Annotated in this window: 17 protein-coding genes, 2 tRNA genes and 1 rRNA gene; 14 read left to right on the forward strand and 6 right to left on the reverse strand. The window is 37.1% G+C overall.

Translation table 11 applies throughout. The features are described 5' to 3' along the window. The first annotated feature begins 113 nt into the window (after positions 1-113). The 3 genes from rrf (at position 114) to BT1A1_RS02660 (ending at position 405) form a co-directional block, all read left to right on the forward strand. A 5S ribosomal RNA gene (gene rrf, locus BT1A1_RS02650) occupies positions 114-229 on the forward strand. Positions 230-250: 21 nt separating this feature from the next. Further along, a tRNA-Met gene (locus BT1A1_RS02655) sits at positions 251-324 on the forward strand. A 4-nt stretch (positions 325-328) separates the two neighbouring features. Further along, a tRNA-Asp gene (locus BT1A1_RS02660) sits at positions 329-405 on the forward strand. A gap of 526 nt (positions 406-931) precedes the next feature. Here BT1A1_RS02660 and tsaD read toward each other — a convergent pair. The 5 genes from tsaD to BT1A1_RS02685 all read right to left on the reverse strand — a co-directional run bounded on the left by tsaD (position 932) and on the right by BT1A1_RS02685 (position 5989). Beyond that, positions 932-1954, reverse strand: coding sequence for a tRNA (adenosine(37)-N6)-threonylcarbamoyltransferase complex transferase subunit TsaD (gene tsaD, locus BT1A1_RS02665; protein ID WP_034767840.1), 1023 nt, complete (start codon positions 1952-1954; stop codon positions 932-934). Further along, positions 1951-2403 carry a ribosomal protein S18-alanine N-acetyltransferase gene (gene rimI / locus BT1A1_RS02670; protein ID WP_034767843.1) on the reverse strand — a complete coding sequence of 151 codons (453 nt, stop codon included), beginning with the start codon at positions 2401-2403 and terminating at the stop codon, positions 1951-1953. Before rimI ends, tsaD begins: the two co-directional genes overlap by 4 nt. Before the next feature lie 18 nt (positions 2404-2421). Beyond that, entirely contained in the window at positions 2422-3111 is a 690-nt protein-coding gene (tsaB, locus tag BT1A1_RS02675) for a tRNA (adenosine(37)-N6)-threonylcarbamoyltransferase complex dimerization subunit type 1 TsaB (protein WP_034767845.1), read from the reverse strand. Continuing rightward, on the reverse strand, positions 3092-3562 hold the full coding sequence (gene tsaE / locus BT1A1_RS02680) for a tRNA (adenosine(37)-N6)-threonylcarbamoyltransferase complex ATPase subunit type 1 TsaE (protein ID WP_034767847.1): 471 nt from the start codon (positions 3560-3562) through the stop codon (positions 3092-3094). The genes tsaB and tsaE overlap by 20 nt, the downstream gene beginning before the upstream one ends. A gap of 495 nt (positions 3563-4057) precedes the next feature. Further along, entirely contained in the window at positions 4058-5989 is a 1932-nt protein-coding gene (locus tag BT1A1_RS02685) for an ABC-F family ATP-binding cassette domain-containing protein (protein ID WP_034767848.1), read from the reverse strand. Positions 5990-6499: 510 nt separating this feature from the next. On the opposite strand from BT1A1_RS02685, the gene BT1A1_RS02690 reads away from it, so the two are divergent. From BT1A1_RS02690 to tatC, 3 genes are all read left to right on the forward strand, one after another. Continuing rightward, positions 6500-7159, forward strand: a complete 660-nt coding sequence (locus BT1A1_RS02690; RefSeq protein WP_034767849.1) for a redox-sensing transcriptional repressor Rex — start codon at positions 6500-6502, stop codon at positions 7157-7159. 174 nt (positions 7160-7333) lie between these two features. Further along, positions 7334-7513: a twin-arginine translocase TatA/TatE family subunit gene (tatA, locus tag BT1A1_RS02695; protein WP_034767850.1), complete on the forward strand. Its 180-nt coding sequence runs from the start codon at positions 7334-7336 to the stop codon at positions 7511-7513. Between the two features lie 11 nt (positions 7514-7524). Then, positions 7525-8265, forward strand: coding sequence for a twin-arginine translocase subunit TatC (gene tatC / locus BT1A1_RS02700; protein WP_034767852.1), 741 nt, complete (start codon positions 7525-7527; stop codon positions 8263-8265). A gap of 368 nt (positions 8266-8633) precedes the next feature. On the opposite strand, the gene BT1A1_RS02710 is transcribed toward tatC, so the two are convergent. Continuing rightward, positions 8634-9311, reverse strand: coding sequence for a CPBP family intramembrane glutamic endopeptidase (locus BT1A1_RS02710; protein WP_034767882.1), 678 nt, complete (start codon positions 9309-9311; stop codon positions 8634-8636). A 211-nt stretch (positions 9312-9522) separates the two neighbouring features. On the opposite strand from BT1A1_RS02710, the gene groES reads away from it, so the two are divergent. The 8 genes from groES to BT1A1_RS02750 all read left to right on the forward strand — a co-directional run bounded on the left by groES (position 9523) and on the right by BT1A1_RS02750 (position 17990). Beyond that, the gene (gene groES, locus BT1A1_RS02715; RefSeq protein ID WP_034767857.1) at positions 9523-9807 is read left to right on the forward strand and encodes a co-chaperone GroES; all 285 of its coding nucleotides are present in this window, start codon (positions 9523-9525) and stop codon (positions 9805-9807) included. 49 nt (positions 9808-9856) lie between these two features. Beyond that, positions 9857-11476 (forward strand): chaperonin GroEL, encoded by a 1620-nt coding sequence (gene groL, locus BT1A1_RS02720; RefSeq protein ID WP_034767858.1) that lies wholly within the window; start codon positions 9857-9859, stop codon positions 11474-11476. A gap of 407 nt (positions 11477-11883) precedes the next feature. After that, complete coding sequence (locus BT1A1_RS02725) at positions 11884-13005, forward strand: ABC transporter ATP-binding protein (protein WP_034767860.1); 1122 nt, start codon at positions 11884-11886, stop codon at positions 13003-13005. A 2-nt stretch (positions 13006-13007) separates the two neighbouring features. Next, complete coding sequence (locus BT1A1_RS02730; RefSeq protein WP_162835735.1) at positions 13008-13943, forward strand: carbohydrate ABC transporter permease; 936 nt, start codon at positions 13008-13010, stop codon at positions 13941-13943. After that, on the forward strand, positions 13940-14755 hold the full coding sequence (locus tag BT1A1_RS02735) for a carbohydrate ABC transporter permease (protein ID WP_034767864.1): 816 nt from the start codon (positions 13940-13942) through the stop codon (positions 14753-14755). Before BT1A1_RS02730 ends, BT1A1_RS02735 begins: the two co-directional genes overlap by 4 nt. Positions 14756-14800: 45 nt before the next feature. Next, positions 14801-16165 carry an ABC transporter substrate-binding protein gene (locus BT1A1_RS02740; protein WP_034767865.1) on the forward strand — a complete coding sequence of 455 codons (1365 nt, stop codon included), beginning with the start codon at positions 14801-14803 and terminating at the stop codon, positions 16163-16165. Between the two features lie 286 nt (positions 16166-16451). Continuing rightward, on the forward strand, positions 16452-17306 hold the full coding sequence (locus BT1A1_RS02745; protein ID WP_034767867.1) for a glycerophosphodiester phosphodiesterase: 855 nt from the start codon (positions 16452-16454) through the stop codon (positions 17304-17306). Between the two features lie 489 nt (positions 17307-17795). Beyond that, positions 17796-17990: a hypothetical protein gene (locus tag BT1A1_RS02750; RefSeq protein WP_034767870.1), complete on the forward strand. Its 195-nt coding sequence runs from the start codon at positions 17796-17798 to the stop codon at positions 17988-17990. Positions 17991-18121: the final 131 nt, after the last annotated feature.

Raw genomic sequence — 18121 nt, forward strand, 5'->3', positions numbered from 1 at the left:
CTGCATTTTTTAATTAAATTGTACACGGATATGTGTGTTCCCGCGTCAATGTAAATTCGAGGAAGATGATCCTCAGCTCGTCGCAAGCCAGCAGGCATATTCGATGTAGTAGGCTCGGTAATAATGGCGAGAAGGTCACACCCGTTCCCATCCCGAACACGGAAGTTAAGCTTCTCAGCGCCGATGGTAGTGAAGGCCTTGCCTTTGCGAGAGTAGGACGTTGCCGGGCTAAATATATTAATATTATCATCGCGGGGTGGAGCAGTCTGGTAGCTCGTCGGGCTCATAACCCGAAGGTCGTAGGTTCAAATCCTACCCCCGCAATATTGGTCCGGTAGTTCAGCTGGTTAGAATGCCTGCCTGTCACGCAGGAGGTCGCGGGTTCGAGTCCCGTCCGGACCGCCATAATTTAGTTTTGAAGATAAACTGTGAAGTGTTTCACAGTTTTTTTATAATTTAGTTATAGAAATTCTTTGTTAACAATAAAGATAATTTTAGGACTTCAAAATTCGAAGTCCTTTTTTGTTAGATTAAGCAGCTTTCCGAAAATGTTTCCTATATTGACGAATACATCTATACCAAAATAGCAAAAGTTAGAAATCCATTGCATAATACATTTTTGATTTTTTTAACTGCCAAAATAATTATTCTCCCATTTTAAAAACGACTCGCCCTTATGGAGAGTCGTCGAATAGGTGAAAAAGTATTGGCAATGCTTTTAACTTTGCCGATTCTGTTCACGTGCGGAATATTGGTTTTAATAACAGCATCGCCGATTCAAACCTAATTAACCAGTTTTTTGAAAACCACAGAAAATTCGTTCGAAGACAATATTATCGGTAAAAACTGATTAATAAGTTTTGTTAAAAAGCCACAGAAAATTCGTTTTGAAAACGATAGCATCGATTCAAACTTGATTAACAAAACACCATCATCGATTAAAACTTTCTAAATCCAGTCCCGGGTTTGCATTTAAACTAAGATCTGCACGAATGCCTTTTTCAAAAAAGACACTTCCACAGGCTGCAATCATGGCGGCATTGTCAGTACATAAGTTCATTGGGGGTATAACTAAATCTACATTTCCCAACTCAGCAATCCGCTCGGTTAAGTGATTTCTTAACCCCTTATTTGCAGCTACTCCGCCGGCGAGAATGACTTGGTTAACCTGATATTCCTGCACTGCACGGACGGTTTTTTCTACAAGGACTTCAACGACACTAGTCTGAAAGCTGGCTGCTAAATCAGCAGGCTCAATGGTTTCCCCGCGTTGTTCAGCATTGTGTACGGTATTGATGACAGCAGATTTTAATCCACTAAAACTAAAATCATACGATCCCTCTTCTAGCCACGCACGAGGAAAGTCGATATTTGCTTCTCCTTCATGTGCTAATCGGTCAATATGAGGCCCCCCGGGATATGGCATACTTAGTACTCTGGCTACTTTGTCATAAGCTTCCCCGGCAGCATCATCCCTTGTCTCACCAATTACTTTAAAATGACCATGTTCTTTCATATAGACCAGTTCTGTATGACCGCCGGAAACGACAAGAGCAAGCAAAGGGAATGTCATTTCTTTAACTAACCGATTTGCATATATGTGCCCCGCAATATGATGGACGGGAATTAATGGTAAAGAATGAGCAAAAGCAAGGGTTTTTGCCGCTTCTACTCCAATTAAAAGAGCGCCGACAAGACCAGGTCCTTGGGTTACCGCAACCCCCGTTAGATCGCTAAAATTCAGTTCTGCTTGTCTCATTGCTTCCTCAATAACAATGGTTATTTGCTCTACATGTTGGCGGGAAGCTATTTCAGGAACAACGCCGCCATAACGTTTATGAACTTCGATTTGTGAAGCAACAACATTAGAAAGGATTTGGGTCCCGTTTTTGACCACGGCGGCCGCTGTTTCATCACAACTTGTTTCAATTCCTAATATATATAAATCATTCATTTTAAATTCACCCACATTACTAAAGCATCTTCATAATTATCAGTGTAGTATGATTTTCGAATACCACCATTTTTAAAACCGAATTTTCGATACATGTTTTGGGCAACAATATTGGACACTCTTACTTCCAATGTTGCCTTTTTTACACCCTTAACAATCATTGTTTCCATCATTTTCATCATTAATTGTTCACCAATTTTCAATCCCCGGTACTCGGGTAATACTGCAATATTGGTAATATGTGCTTCGTCAATAACGATCCACATGCCACCGTAAGCAACGATTTTTTTATCAAGCTCACCACCGATATAGATTGCATAAGGATTCATTGTTAACTCTCGAACAAATGCATCCCGATTCCAAGGAGAAGTGAAAGAAGCATATTCTACATGCAGAATTTCATCAACATCGTTAATAGTCAGTCTGCGAAAAACAGGTGTCCAATTCATAAAGTTGTCCCCTCAAATTTAATTCGTTTTCTCTCTCCATTTGGCTTCAGCTTCTGCCAAGCGTAAATAATTCGGTGCAAATGAATGCACATTTTTTTCTTTTAAATCTTTTGCAAGTAAAGCCAACTCACCGGGTTTAGGGATATTGACAGTAATCGGTGCAAATTGAACTTGTTTAGCCAGTTGATTTACGATTACCTGTTCATGAATAACCACATCATTTCCTAAAAACAGAACCGGTTTATCAAATGTTTTAAGTAATTTGCACCATTCTTCTGTAGGAATATGTTGATCGTCAACTGCTTGCATTAATTTGCCTTCCTTATATTCATATAATCCAGTAAAAATATTTCCCCGTCTTGCATCCATGACAGGAGAAATGTAGCCATCAAAATATCGAGCGCTGGCCGCCATTAATTTAAGGCTGGAAACACCAACAATGGGTATGTTTAATGTCCACGCTAACGTTTTTCCGATCGTTAGGCCAATCCGCAAGCCGGTGTATGAGCCCGGACCGTTAGCAACAATGATTTTATTTATCTCTTTTATGTCCATGCCGCAATCTTTTAGTAAAAAGTCAATGGCCGGTAATACCCTTGTTGAATGATTTCTTTTTATATTTGTTATATATTCACCGATAATTTTTTCATTACTTGCGATTCCAACACCAAGTACATTTGTCGAGGTATCAATTGCTAAAATATTCATGGAAAAACTCCTCACATAGTTGTTCATATCGAATACCAACCGGTTTAAAAAGAAATTGTCTGGTTGTCAGGTCAACAAATTTAATTTCAATAGTTAAAAACTGTTCGGGCAACTGATCTTGGATAATATGAGCCCATTCAATGACAGTGATACCATCACCATGAAAATATTCATCAAAACCGAGATCTTCCATTGAATCCTTTAGTCGATAAACATCCATATGATAGAGGGGGAAAATCCCTTTGTATTCTTTTATAATTGTAAATGTGGGACTACTAATATTTTTATTGATACCAAGTCCTTTTGCCAACCCTTTTGTAAAAGTTGTTTTTCCGGCACCAAGATCGCCTTCCAGCGCAATCGTATCTCCTTCCCGTAAAAATTTACTGAACGTTTGTGCCATTGAAAAAGTTTCTTCCTGATTATGTACAGTAATTTGGTAATCCTTCATTGTTTTCTCACCAACTTTATATATATCTTCCATAAGATTAACGAAATATCGGTGAAATATCAATATTTGCCGGTAATATGTGTATGTTTCGATAAATGTCACTTATTTCAAAAATTCCTGCATATCTTGCTTGATTCGATTGTGGATAATATTGTGGATAAAAATTACTGAAGATAAGTCTGAGTAAACACGATTTGTTTGGATCGATACGGATTGGTCACAGAAGTGTTGCTACAAGGACGTGGCACAATTAGTTTATCAGTGGGGAAAGCGAGTCCCCACTGATAGACATCTCAATTATTCACAACACAATTGTGGATAACTTGGATATTTTTTGTGGATATTGTGGAAAAGCATTTGAGATGTTAATAAATATATAATTGTCTTGTGAATAACTTTGTGGAAAAAGTGAATAATTCATGCAATCGAATGATTGGTCAAGAGGTTTCACTTACTTCCGGTACTTTTTTGACAGGTCTCCGCAAAATCCATCTATTATTCCAGTTCACTCCATTCCTCCAATAAGGTTTCAATTTTTGCTTTGGCTTTTTCAATTTCCTTATTTAGTTCAGCCACTTTTGTATGGTCGCTATAGATTTCCGGATGAAGGAATTGCTGTTCCTTCTCGGCAATTTCCATCTCCAGTGATTCAATTAATGTTTCAATTTCTTCAATCCGACGTTTCTTTTGTCGTTCCACTTTCTTTAGTTCTTTTTCTTGTTCATAACGGGTTTTTGCATCCAAATCGGAAGCCGGTTCTTGCGTTTGGTTGTGCTCGCTCTCTTCTGATAATTTTTGAATCTCCATCATTTCTTCCTTTTTCTCTATATAATAATCATAGTCACCCAAATACTCGGTCACACCGTCAGTAGAGAGTTCAAAAACTTTTGTTGCAATTCGGTTAATAAAATAACGGTCATGAGAAACAAACAAGATCGTACCGGGAAAATCAACAAGAGCATTTTCCAAAATTTCTTTACTGTCTAAATCGAGATGATTTGTTGGTTCATCTAAAATTAAAAAATTTGCATTTAACATCATTAGTTTAGCCAATGACAACCTTGCTTTTTCACCACCGCTCAAAGTTGAGACGTTTTTTAAAACATCATCACCGGAAAACAAAAAATTGCCAAGAATGGTTCGGATTTCTTTTTCCGTTTTTGTCGGATATTCATCCCAAAGTTCATTTAATACTCGCTTATTTGATGTTAAGTTTGCTTGTTCTTGATCATAGTAAGCAATGGTTACATTCGCTCCAAAATGGATGTTTCCGGAAAGAGCCTGGAGTTGGCCGACAATTGTCTTTAGTAGAGTAGATTTGCCGACACCATTTGGGCCAAGCAACGCAATGCTATCTCCTCTTTGAATTCGAAAGTGGATATTTTTTGATATTTGATTGGCTCCATAACCAATGGCCAAATCAACCACATTAAGAACTTCATTGCCACTTTGCCGCTCAATTTGAAAGGAAAAATTAGCAGATTTATCGTCTCTGTGCGGTTTATCAATCATTTGCATTCGTTCCAGTGCTTTACGCCTGCTTTGTGCCCGTTTTGTTGTTGATGCACGGGTCAGATTCTTGGCAATAAATTCTTTCATTCTTGCTATCTCATCTTGTTGTTTTTCATACATTTTCAAGTCACGTTCATAATTCTCTGCTTTTTGGACTAAGTATTGACTGTAGTTACCGACATATTTTGTTAAAGTAGTCTGAGCGCATTCATAAACTTGGTTTACAAGCTTATCAAGAAAATAGCGATCATGGGAAACAATAAGAATGGCTCCATCATAAGATTGCAAATATTGTTCTAACCATGTCAATGTATCGATATCTAGGTGGTTCGTCGGCTCGTCCAAAATTAAAATGTCCGGATTTGATAAGAGCAATTTTCCTAAAGCCAGGCGAGTTTTTTGTCCGCCGCTTAAATTGGATATTTTTGTCTCTTGATAATTGAAAGTGGAAAAATTAAGCCCGTGTAATACGGAACGAATATCTGCTTCATATTGATATCCGCCCAGTTCTTTAAATTCATGCTGTAAATAATCATATTCGGACAAAATTTGCTTGTATTTGCCTTCATCTGTATAAGTTTCTTCCTTTGCCATTTCCTGCTCAAGATTACGTAACCTTTTTTCCATGCTACGTAAATGTTCAAAGACAGTCAGCATTTCATCCCAGATAGTTCTGTCTGAAACGAGACCGGTATGTTGATCTAAAAAGCCAATTGTTACTTCTTTTGGCTTAATAATTTCTCCGGAGTCATAAGCAAGTTCACCGGCAATTATTTTCAGCAAGGTTGATTTGCCTGATCCGTTTCTACCAACAAGGGCAATTCGGTCTCTTGTATGAATTTCTAATTTAATATTCGAAAGGACAAGATCTGCCCCGTAATATTTATTTAGTTGATTTACTTGTAGTAAAATCATGATTTGCACCTCAACATTTCACAATAAAAATGGTCCTTTACCTGGAAATATAACAGCTTTGACTCTGTTTTGCCTTTTAAAAGAATGAATGACTGACTAATTATTTTCAGAGTGAAGCGAATGGGAACATGCTGTTTTTGATTACTAAATAATCGATTCCTTCCTCTACCATAACATATCCAGTCGCTTTTCGATCCATCATTTCCGACATTTAAAGGAGATCCTGTAAATGTCATGTCAACAAGTCTATATAAAAATAGTACATGAAGGGGAGGAAAAATGGCAAATGGAGATTAAATGAAACTATCTACAAGACAGATGAAAAAAAATAGTGTATCATAGTAGGTGAATATGTTAACAAAAATAAAAATTGAGGAAGTGTACATGTTTATTCGCAATGTAAGCGTTCACAGTGTGCTTTGAATGCCTTATAAAAGAATTACTTCTATAGGGCAATAAAAGATATTATAATAGAAAAATAATAATTTTTCAGCATTGGAGGATTTTGACATGGAAACAGATCAGCTAATAATTCCTAAAGCCACCGCTAAGAGATTGCCATTATATTATCGTTTTATTCAAAATTTGTACCAGTCAGGAAAACAAAGAGTTTCTTCTGCTGAGTTAAGTGAAGCGGTTAAGGTCGATTCGGCAACGATTAGAAGGGATTTTTCTTATTTTGGTGCATTAGGTAAAAAAGGGTATGGATATAATGTTCAGTATTTGTTATCCTTTTTCAGAAAAATATTGAATCAGGATGAAATAACAAAGGTAGCCTTAATCGGTGTAGGTAATTTAGGTACAGCTCTACTAAAATATAATTTCACTAAAAACAATAATACTAAAATTGTCTGTGCCTTTGATGCAAACCAAGAAAAGGTCGATCAAAAATTTGGTGATATTACTGTTTACCCAATGGATTCACTGGAACAAATATTGTCAACTGAAGAGATTCAGGTTGTTATTCTGACCGTCCCGGCTCCTGTTGCCCAATTGGTTACTGATCGTTTAGCAAAAACAGGAATAAAAGGAATTTTAAATTTCACGCCAGCTCGATTAACTGTTCCGTCAAATATTCGTGTTCACCATATTGATTTAGCTGTTGAATTACAATCTTTTGTTTATTTAATTAAACATTACTCAAATGAGGAAGTAGTGGTTGGAGATTAATTTTTTTAGTAGGGAAATGGCAGGTAACACAAAAATTTATCTTCAAAACAACACAATATTTTGCATTGCAATAATTATGATTCATACGATATGATAGGAAAAAAGTTTTTGTAAAATCTTTTTTGGGTGACAATGAATGAATTTGAATGAGGTTGATGGGGGAGAGGGAGAAACATGACAATCGGTCCGGGTAGTTTAATTCTCATATTAATCATGGCATTATTAATTTTTGGTCCGAAAAAGTTACCGCAACTCGGTCGTGCGGCAGGAGATACACTAAGGGAATTTAAAAATGCCACAAAGGGTCTCGCTGATGAAAATAATGAGAATAAAAAAGATCAAGAAGGCAAGTAGGGAGAGAAGAGATGGAGAAAAACGAATTGACCGTAATTGAGCATTTCGTTGAATTAAGGAGACGGTTGGTTTTTATCGTTGTCTTCTTTCTTTTGGCAATGATCGGTTCGTTTTTTTTGGCAGAGCCGTTGATCGTATATTTGCAACAAACTGATGAAGCGGCCAGTTTGGAACTGAACGCCTTCCGCTTAACTGACCCGCTAAAGATTTATATGCAAATCGCTTTTATCATTGCTTGTGTAATAACTTCACCTTTTGTTTTGTATCAGTTATGGGCTTTTATTTCACCGGGTTTATATGAAAAGGAAAAAAAAATAACCTTAGCCTATATACCTGTTTCGGTATTTTTGTTTTTATCAGGTATTTCGTTTTCATATTTTGTATTATTTCCGTTTATTGTTCGCTTTATGAAACAGTTAGGGGACCGAATGGAAATCAATCAAGTCATTGGGATCAATGAATATTTCCATTTTTTGTTACAAATTACGTTGCCTTTTGGTTTGTTATTCCAATTGCCGGTGATTATATTATTTTTAACAAGGCTTGGAATAATTACACCTGACTTTTTGTCTAGGGTGCGAAAATATGCGTACTTTATCTTGCTAGTCATCGCGGCACTGATTACACCACCGGATGTTCTCTCGCATATGATGGTCACTTTGCCGTTATTATTGCTTTATGAAGTTAGTATTTGGATTTCGAAGCTGGCGTATCGGAAAAAAATGAAGGAAGAAGAAGGGCTTGCCGTTTAAACTAAGGAAAATTTTCCATTGTATATTTTATCCATTAAAAAGCATATTGAATTCCGGTAAAGAAGCAACTTGGAAGTGGCGGATAGGTTATGGCATAAGGAGCTTGCTTAAAAGGTATAATGGAAACCGGAGTAATTCCCTTGTTATCGGTGAGTACCGCGTTTCGGGTCGAATAAAGCTCGGGACGCCCGAGTTTTATTTAGATAAGGACTATGTTAGAAAGGGCATATGCATAATGAAAATGATCATTTTTATTTGCGATTGTTAATTTTCATATCGTATTGCCTTTTTGAGATAGTCCTTTCTCTTTTATGGAAAAATTTGTATAAGGTATTTTGGTTGTGACATACTAATTTTGATTGAATGGTTCATATTTGCTGCATTTGCAAGAAAAATTGACTCATTACTACATAAGTATTCATTAATGTATGTGCCAAAATTGGAATGATAATTCGGTCGGTTTTTACATATAAATAACTGAATGTGAATCCAATGGCACAATAGAGTAATAAATGTTCAAATTCCATGTGAGCGGCAGAAAAAAGAATGGAACTGATTAAGGCTGCAAGAAAGAAATTTGTTTTTTTGTATAAAGATCCAAAAATAATTTTACGAAAGATGATTTCTTCCAAAATCGGACCAATTATCGAAGTAACGAAAATCATAATCGGTGCAACATTGATTAAATTCAGGATATTTTCTGTGTTTTCCGAACCAACATCCACACCTAATAGCGTCTCAATCATGATAGCAATTCTTTGTGCGATCAGGGCAAGTAGTACACCATAAACAGACCAGCCAAGTACAAACGGTATTGAGCGGAGGTTCCGGTTTCGCACTGTAATTTCATCTTTTAAATAATAAAGGGTGATCAATAAGGTTACAAAAAAACTAAATACCGTCCAAATAGAAACGGAAAGTAGCCAATATTTATTTCCGGCAAAACCAAAACTTTGGAAAATACCGTATAGAATCGATGCCCCGATGTTTAAAAATAACTGCATCGCTACATAAGTAAGGATAATCAGTTTATATTCTCGTTTCAAAAAATTCACCTCACTGGCTATTTTATCAAAAAATTGCAAAGGAAGCTATTTCCCTATTGGGTAGGACAAGATAATTTTGGTAAAAAAATGTTAAAATTTTATAGTTGACACTTGCAAAAAACAAATCAATTCATTATTATAATAATTGGAATTAGCACTCAAGGACAATGAGTGCTAACAACATTGAAAATATATGAGGAGGTTGTTTAATGTGTTAAAGCCACTTGGAGATCGCGTAGTTATTGAACTTGTAGAAACTGAAGAAAAAACAGCTAGCGGCATCGTTCTGCCGGATACTGCAAAAGAAAAACCACAAGAAGGTAAAGTTGTAGCTGTAGGAACCGGCCGTGTTCTTGATAGCGGTGAACGGGTTGCACTTGAAGTAAATGTCGGCGATCGGATCATCTTCTCAAAATATGCTGGTACTGAAGTCAAATATGACGGAAAAGAATACTTAGTTTTACGTGAAAGTGACATATTAGCTGTTGTAGAATAATAACATTTTACAATTGATAATAAAAATATGATAGGAGGATATGACGAGAATGGCAAAACAAATCGTATTCAGTGAAGAAGCTCGACGTAGTATGTTGCGCGGTGTAGATAAATTGGCAGATGCTGTCAAAGTTACATTAGGACCAAAAGGACGTAATGTGGTATTAGAGAAAAAATTTGGTTCACCACTAATTACAAATGATGGTGTAACAATCGCAAAAGAAATCGAATTGGAAGATCCATTTGAAAATATGGGTGCGAAACTTGTTGCAGAAGTTGCCAGCAAAACAAATGATGTTGCCGGGGACGGTACGACAACTGCAACGGTTCTTGCCCAAGCAATCATTCGTGAAGGATTGAAAAACGTTACTGCTGGTGCAAATCCAATGGGCATCCGTAAAGGGATTGAAAAAGCAGTAGCAGTGGCCGTTGAAGAATTAAAAGGAATTTCTAAACCTGTAGAAAGCAAAGAAGCAATCGCGCAAGTCGGAACCATTTCTGCAAGTGATGAAGAAGTAGGTCAATTAATCGCAGAAGCAATGGAACGCGTTGGTAAAGACGGTGTTATTACCATTGAAGAATCAAAAGGTTTCAATACTGAACTAGATGTTGTCGAAGGTATGCAATTTGACCGTGGTTATGTTTCTGCATATATGGTAACAGACCAAGATAAAATGGAAGCTGTTTTGGAAAATCCATATATTTTAATCACAGATAAGAAAATCTCTAATATTCAAGAAATCCTTCCATTATTGGAACAAGTATTGCAACAATCGAAGCCATTATTGATTATTGCTGAAGATGTTGAAGGGGAAGCTCTTGCAACTCTTGTTGTAAACAAACTTCGCGGTACATTCAATGTTGCAGCAGTAAAAGCACCTGGATTTGGTGACCGTCGTAAAGCTATGCTTGAAGACATTGCAATTTTAACCGGTGGTGAAGTTATCACAGAAGACCTGGGTCTTGAATTAAAATCTGCTTCCGTTGCTCAATTAGGTCGTGCCGGTAAAGTTGTTATAACAAAAGATAACACAACAATCGTTGAAGGTGCCGGTGAATCCAGCAAAATTAGTGCTCGTGTAAATCAAATTAAAGCACAATTAGAAGAAACGACTTCTGAATTCGATAAAGAAAAATTACAAGAACGTTTGGCTAAACTTGCCGGCGGGGTTGCAGTCATCAAAGTTGGTGCTGCTACAGAAACAGAATTAAAAGAACGGAAACTTCGCATTGAAGACGCCCTAAACGCTACTCGTGCTGCTGTTGAAGAAGGTATTGTATCCGGTGGTGGTACAGCACTTGTGAACGTATATAACAAAGTGGCAGCCATTGAAGCTGAAGGCGATGTAGCAACCGGTGTGAAAATTGTTCTTCGTGCTTTAGAAGAACCGGTACGTCAAATTGCTGAAAACGCCGGTTTAGAAGGTTCGGTTATTGTGGAACGCTTGAAAAATGAAAAATCCGGCGTAGGTTTCAACGCTGCTACAAACGAATGGGTAAACATGACCGAGGCCGGTATTGTTGATCCGACAAAAGTTACTCGTTCAGCCCTTCAAAACGCAGCTTCTGTTGCAGCTATGTTCTTAACAACTGAAGCCGTCGTTGCTGACATTCCGGAAGAAAACAAAGGCGGCGGCGCTCCAATGCCAGACATGGGCGGAATGATGTAATCTAATTGCCCCTTCCTTTTTGAAAAGAGATTGTTATAACAGCAAAACCACTCCTATTAATTGTTGGGAGTGGTTTTTTTGCTAATTAGGAAAGTATAAATTTTTCAATTTCTACTTTCCTAACTCATAAGTTCAACTACGGCTCTGCTCTCGCCTAAAAGCTCGGACGCCCGAGTTTACTTTATATGATCATTTCTGTTATTCTCCAAAATCCGTCCACTATTTTTTCCCCATTCACATTTCTTTATAGTTAATCCCCGCTACCATTTATGTTGATTTCTTAAAAATATTTACCCAGTTTTAAGTAATTGAATTGAACGTTAAATAGTATGAAGATTTTGTAAATGTCATCTTTTTTAGTGAAAATTATGCTTTAATGAAGATGTAAATTTGAAAGGAGGTTATTTATGAGCCAAGTAGAGTTAATCAATATCTCTAAATCCTATCATAAACAGAAAGATGTATTAAAAGGAATTAATCTATCGATAGAAGAAGGTGAATTTTTTGTTCTTGTTGGTCCTTCCGGGTCAGGGAAGAGTACGTTACTCCGGATGATCGCGGGACTTGAAGAAATTTCTGGTGGGATATTAAAAATAAATGGAAACACAGTGAACCATCTTCCGCCAAAGGATAGAAATTTATCAATGGTCTTCCAAAATTATGCACTGTATCCTCATTTAACGGTTGAACAAAATATTCTTTTTGGATTAAAAGCCAGGAAGATTGATAAACAGGAACAACAAAAAAGACTCAAGGAAGCAGCAGAAATGTTAGGATTGACGGAACTGCTAAACCGTAAACCTAGGGAACTATCAGGCGGTCAAAGGCAAAGGGTAGCATTGGGACGTTCTGTTGTCAGTCATGCACCGCTTTGTTTAATGGATGAGCCTTTATCAAATTTAGATGCAAAACTACGAGCGAATATGCGGGTACAAATACGAAGACTGCAAAAGCGTTTAGGGTTAACAATGATCTATGTAACCCATGATCAAGTTGAAGCCATGACAATGGGGGATCGAATCATGGTTCTCAATGGTGGGGAAATTCAGCAAGTAGGAAAACCGATTACCCTTTACAATGAACCGGAAAACCTATTCGTAGCCTCCTTCATTGGTTCGCCAAAGATGAATGTGGGAGATGCTGTCTTTTCAGAAGACCGAAAACAGTTAATCATTGAAAATCAATTGCATATCACTGTAAATCCATCATCCATAATGGATTTTTCAAAAAATCGTAATATAAAAGTGGGTATTCGTCCGGAACATCTTCTGCCTGGTAAGTCAACAGGTGAAAAGAATATCTATTTTGAAGTAGTAAATGTTGAGCAATTAGGAAATGAAACTTCTATTGCATTTGTTGTAGGGAAAGAGCTGTGGACGGCAAAATGGCCGGGTCAATGGCCGGTCAAATTTGGTCAGAAAGTACCTGTGCAAATATTACCTGAACATCTATTCTTCTTTGATGCTGAAACAGGCGAGCGCATAAAATCTGCAGAACTTAGAAAAAGACAAGAGGTAATAACGATATGAGTATGAATCCGACACTTGAAACGAATGAAACGTATATGTATCAATTTGAACGTGTAAAAAAGAGTGCCCGGATGAAAAGTTTTATCAAAGGTATGTTGTTTTTATTCCCGTCCATTCTATTATTTAGTGTTTTCGTTTTTTACCCTATGTTTAAAACGATCTATTTGAGCTTTTATCTGACGGATGCAAAAGGTTCAACCACGGTTTTTGTAGGTTTGGAAAATTACCTAAATATGTTTACGAACCCAATTTTTCTTCAAAGTATAAAAAATACATTTTTATTTGTTTTCTATACCGTACCTCCGACAGTTTTGATTAGTTTGTTTTTAGCCATCCTTGCTAATGAGAATCTAAGAGGGATCGGCCTTTTCCGGACGATTTACTCGTCAACCATCGGTATTTCAGTTGCGGCAGCGTCTGTATTTTGGCTTTATTTATTTAATCCAACAATGGGGCTGCTAAACAAATTTCTTGAAGCTTTTGGAGGAGAACCGGTTGGATGGTTAACGGATCCGGCCTGGGCACTTCTATCTGTATCAGTGACAACTATATGGATGAATATCGGTTTTACGTTTTTAATCTTGCTTGGTGGTTTACAATCAATTGATCGCTCTTTATATGAAAGTGCAGAAGTTGAAGGTTCGGGTTATTTTTATAAGCTTAGGAGAATTACAATTCCAATGCTGTCGCCAACTTTGTTTTTTGTGATTACGGTATCTATGATTAATAGCTTTCAAACTTTTGGTCAAATTGATATTTTAACGCAAGGTGGGCCGGCAAATGAAACAAGTTTAATTGTGTATTCCATTTATCGGGAAGCTTTTGTCAATTATCAGTTTGGCTCAGCCAGTGCACAAGCGGTCGTATTATTTATTCTTATTCTCGTCATGACGGTCATCCAATTTAAGCTGGGGGAAAGGAGAGTTCATTATCAATGATTCTTTCAACAGGGCAAAAACTTTTATTTTATGTATTGCTGATTATTTCAGCACTCCTCCTTGCAGGTCCGGCTATCATGGCAATTGTGATGAGTTTTATGACAAACCAGGATATTTTAACAGGAAGCCTGCCAACCAAGTTTACAATTGAAAACTATGTCTCGGCATTTAATGGGTTTCCATTAACCGAATATTTATTTAATAGTTTTATTGTTTCGTTTGTCATTATGCTTGGCCAGTTGATTTTATCATCTTTAGCAGCTTATGCATTTGTTTTCATCGAGTTTAAAGGGAGGGACCTTCTATTCTATCTCTTTATAGCAACAATGATGGTTCCTTTTGAAGCATCAATTATTCCCAATTTCCATTTAATCCGTGATTTAGACTGGATTGATACATATTCGGGGTTGACGATACCGTTTTTTGCGACAGCGTTCGGTACCTTCTTGCTCCGGCAAAATTTTAAAGGAATACCAAAAGAATTACGTGAAGCCAGTCAGATTATTGGTATGGGAGATTTCAAGTTCTTCTTGACAGTTGTGTTACCTGTTTCACGAACCAGTTTGGTTACCTTAGGGATTTACGGATTTTTGACCGCTTGGAATATGTATTTATGGCCGTTATTGGCAACAACAAATGACACCGTACGTACGGTTCAAATTGGATTGAAGCAATTACAAACACAGGAACAATTAAATGAATGGGGAGTGATTATGGCCGGTGCCGTTATTGTTATTATTCCTACGTTAATCTTGTTGTTTTTAGGTCAGAAAAAATTACAAAAGGGTTTAACTGAAGGGGCTGTCAAGTAAGATTCCCAATTGAAAAGAATAGAGTGATCAGGAGGAGTAGAATATATGAAAAAACTGATTATGATTTTTAGTCTAGGTATACTATTTTTACTGAGCGCCTGCGCTGGAGAAAATTCCGCTTCTGGAAACAGTTCGCAAAGTACCGGAAATAAAAATAGTGAAGCTGGAACTAAAGATGGAAAACAAGTTGTTACATTCTGGCATTCTATGGGCGGTGCCGGTCAAGAAACATTAAACAGCATTGTTGAGGATTTCAATAATTCTCAAGATAAGGTCCAGGTAAATGCCGAATATCAGGGGACATATGATGAATCACTGACAAAATTTAATGCTGTTGCAGGAACAGACAGTGCGCCAACGATGATTCAAACATTTGAAATTGGTACGATGTCAATGATAAACAGTGGAAATATTATTCCAATCCAGGAATTTGTTGATAAGGACGGATATGATATGAGTGGCTTGGAGGGGAATATTACCAACTATTATTCTTTAGATGGAAAATTTTATTCGATGCCGTTTAACTCCTCTACTCCAGTCATGTACTATAATAAAGATGCCTTTAAAAAAGCAGGTTTAGATCCGGAAAAAGCACCGGAAACATTTGAAGAAGTGGAAGAAGCATCGAAAGCAATTGTTAAATCCAATCCGAATATGAAAGGATTTGCTTTGCAGGCTTATGGTTGGTTATGGGAACAACTGCTTGCTAATCAAGGAGCATTATTATTAAATAATGATAATGGTCGTACCGATACACCGACGAAAATTGGTTGGACAGAAAAAGAAGGCAAATCCATTTTCGAATGGGTAAAGCGTATGGTCGACGATGGTACGTTTGCAAACTATGGTACAAACGGGGATAACATGGTTGCCGGTTTCTTAGCCGGTGATGTAGCGATGTTCTTACAATCTTCAGCAAGTGCAAGAGATGTTATTGATAATGCACCGTTTGAAGTAGGTATTGCTTTCCTTCCGTATCCCGAGGATCAGGAACGACAAGGTGTGGTCATTGGCGGTGCCAGTCTTTGGATGATTGATGGCAAACCGAAAGAAGAATCGAAAGCTGCTTGGGAATTTATGAAATATTTACAAACACCGGAAGTTCAAGCAAAATGGCATGTCGGGACAGGTTACTTTGCTGTGAACCCTGCTGCCTATGAAGAGGACGTTGTGAAAGAAGCTTGGGCAGAAAAACCACAACTGCAAGTAACAGTTCAACAGCTGCAATCGACAAAATCCTCCTATGCGACTCAAGGGGCGTTAATGGATATGCTTCCACAAGGGCGCAAAATTATGGAAACAGCGCTTGAAACGGTTTATAATGGTGGAGAAGTAGACCAAGCATATAAAACAGCCGTACAACAATTTAATGATGCAATTGAACAAGCAAATAAAGCCAGAAAAAAATAAAGAAATTTCCACTGAAGAAGTTCAAGAGAGAAAGTATGGTTCCCCATGCTTTTTCTCCTTTTTCATAGAATAAGAAAGTTCAAAAATATAAGTAAATAACTAGTGATTAGTTTTATTGTCTAGCTACGAGCGCCAGCGACTAGCAAACTTCACTCCCCTCCACTACGATAAGTCAACATCGGCTCGTCCCTCGCCGTGTTTCCTTTATCTCATTGCGGGGCGCTCCAGTTTGTACGTCGCTAAGCGGGCGCTCTGCGCTTTTCTTACAATGAAAGGAAGAATTCCGATGACAAAGATCTATGGACATCGAGGAGCAAAAGGAATATATCCGGAAAATACCTGTCTGAGTTTTATGAAGGCAATTGAATTCGGTGTTGACGGAATTGAACTGGATGTTCATTTAACAAAAGATGGTGAAGTTGTAGTCATTCATGATGAAACATTGGATCGCACAACAAGTGGAACCGGCTGGATTAAAGATTTAACATTAGCTGAGATAAAAAAGGTCAGTGCCGGAAGTCGTTATGCACATTTGCCGGAGTATGATGCAACTTGGGACAAGGAAAAGGTTCCTACATTAAAGGAAGTGTTGCAATTACTGGCCCCGTATCCGGTCGAATTGAATATTGAACTGAAAACAGATATGGTAGCTTATCACCATATTGAAGAAAAGGTTCATAATCTTGTTGAACAATATGGAAAAGGAAGGAAAGTCGTTTATTCATCTTTTCATTTGCCCACGATTTTGCGTATGAGAGAAATAAATTCGAAAGCAAATATTGCTTGGTTATTAAATGAAGGAATCTCTCTTCCTGAAGACTTTATGAAGACATTTCATTTGGAAGCCTTACATTTGAACAAACATGTGGTATTGCCAAAGCCACAAGTATTTAGGCGAATATTTCGAGCCATTGATCGGCTCCATGTCGATCTTCCCAAAGAAGTGAAACATTATGTGAAAAACAGAATCCATGACTGCAATACAAATTTACTGGAAAATCTCTCTGACAAAATCCGTGTCTGGACGGTCAATGCGCCAAATGAAATTAGTCAACTCTTAAAATTACAAGTAAATACCATTATGACTGATTTCCCCAGCAGAGCGATAGCGATAAAGAAAGAACAACAAACGCATGTATAGCTTTTTTTAAAAAGATGTTTAAAACATATTGGAAACTTATTATCTGTTACCTTTAAACAGATATGTAAATGACAACGATAAGATATGAAAGTCAAAGGATTCCATCATGGATGAAAATATTATTCATAGAATTAATTGTGATTTGATATCCATAAAGTATACAATTGGAAACCAAGAATGCTGAAACCTTATTCTTGGTTTCCTTTCCCTACCACTTATAAACTTTGCAGGTAAATACTCGAGTAATAATTCGATTTTCCGCTCAATTTCCAACAATATCTTTCTTCCATGTCATTGACAAAACTCGTCATAATTGTTAAGATAGTGACCACTTGGTCATGGATTACATGCTAGGTGATGGTTAAATACATGAATAGAAAAAAACCGATTATGAAAAAGGCTATTGAATTATTCGCAAATCAATGAATCGAGGCAACAGCGGTTCAGCAATTCACAGATGCTTGCGGTATTTCAAAAGGAGCCTTTTATTTGGTGTTTAAATCGAAAACGGACCTAATATTATCAATCGTTGATGAGTTTGGGAAACGATTTTTATTAGAACTTGACCAATTAGTCAAGCCAGAACAAGAAGCACAGCAAAAATTATTGCAGTTCTACCTGATATTTTGTGAGGAAATTTTTAGAAATTTTGAACGCGATAAAAAATATACTGAGGTTACTTAGATCAAAATTAGGAAATCTCCCTTGCTTAAGTCATCACAAAAAAGCGAAGATGATTCTAATCACATGCTCAACGATTATTCCCAAAATCGTGTTTGATAATGATAGAATACTTTTAAGTAAAACGAATTTGA

Source organism: Caldibacillus thermoamylovorans, assembly GCF_000751775.1.
Taxonomy (GTDB): domain Bacteria; phylum Bacillota; class Bacilli; order Bacillales; family Caldibacillaceae; genus Caldifermentibacillus; species Caldifermentibacillus hisashii.